Source organism: Roseovarius sp. A-2 (assembly GCF_002072155.1).
In the GTDB taxonomy this organism is placed as follows: Bacteria; Pseudomonadota; Alphaproteobacteria; order Rhodobacterales; family Rhodobacteraceae; genus Roseovarius.
This window is the reverse complement of record NZ_BDIY01000094.1, coordinates 1-1,015: the sequence shown is the minus strand read 5'-3', so window position 1 is coordinate 1,015 and position 1,015 is coordinate 1. Positions and strand designations below refer to the sequence as shown.

The window sequence follows — 1,015 nt, the reverse complement described above, 5'->3', positions numbered from 1 at the left end:
AGTAGACTGTATCATGGTGAGGGGACGTACCTTGGAAACTGAGTTTTCTGGCTTCGACAACCAAAAAATACCTGCTTTCAAAAGCTTACGCTACCTTCACCACACCCCCATGAATTATTCGGGTTAAGTTGATGGTCTCCGACAAACTCGGGGCGATTCAGTCCTTCGATCGCGAGACATAGGTCACCATGGTTTTGGGGTTGTCGATGATCACACGGCGCGGAACACCGCCAAAGAATGCAAGCGCCCGCACAAAGGCATCGAGCACCATCTCCTGCTTCTCGTTCATATACGCCGCGACAAAGGGTTTGCGGCTGTGGCACAGGCGGAAATGAGCGACATGAACCTTGTGCTCGACGCCGCCCAACATGACATACTCCTCGCTCCAGTCGAACTGAAGCGCATCGCCCGGCGCGAAATACAGCGGAATGAATGCATCACTCGTATCGGTTCCCGATGACTTCTTGAGCCCGCCGACAAAGCGCTGAACCGGTGAATAGGAGCCCGTGTAACCCTCCGCAACAAGCGCCTCATAAAGCTTCTTCGCGGTGCGACGCTCACGGCGGCGAAGCTGCAGATCGTGCTTGAAAAACTCCCTGAGGCGCGCCTCGAATTGCGCGTTCAGCTTGTGGCCGACGCGTAGTTGCCGTTCCCGATACTGCGGTTGCTCCGGGTCCTTCAAATACTTCTTGATCGTCGTCCGTGAGATCCCAGTCTCGCGCGCCACAGCCCGGATGCTGCGGCCATCGCCCAAGATCCAGCCACGGATCTTCATTGCCGTTTCCATCAGTAACACCTGCTCTTCCTCCGCGCCAAAACGCACGGATGTTAACAATGCAGGTGGGTCAATTTTAGATGATCATAACCCACCCAAGTGGGTCACTTTTGGGCTCTGAATCAATTTCGGTGCAGCTTGGAGGTTCCTTCCTATCAGGACGCTGCAACAAGCCGGGCTCTGAGCAGGTCGATGTTCGCCCGGCCATACATCTGACGTTTCAGGATCTTGAGACGATTG

The 1,015-nt window shown here is 55.0% G+C and carries 1 protein-coding gene; it reads right to left on the bottom strand.

Translation table 11 applies throughout. The features are described from left to right. Positions 1–157: 157 nt before the first annotated feature. Positions 158–787 carry an IS21 family transposase gene (istA, locus tag BHD06_RS22725; RefSeq protein WP_176214485.1) on the bottom strand — a complete coding sequence of 210 codons (630 nt, stop codon included), beginning with the start codon at positions 785–787 and terminating at the stop codon, positions 158–160. Between the last annotated feature and the right edge of the window lie 228 nt (positions 788–1,015).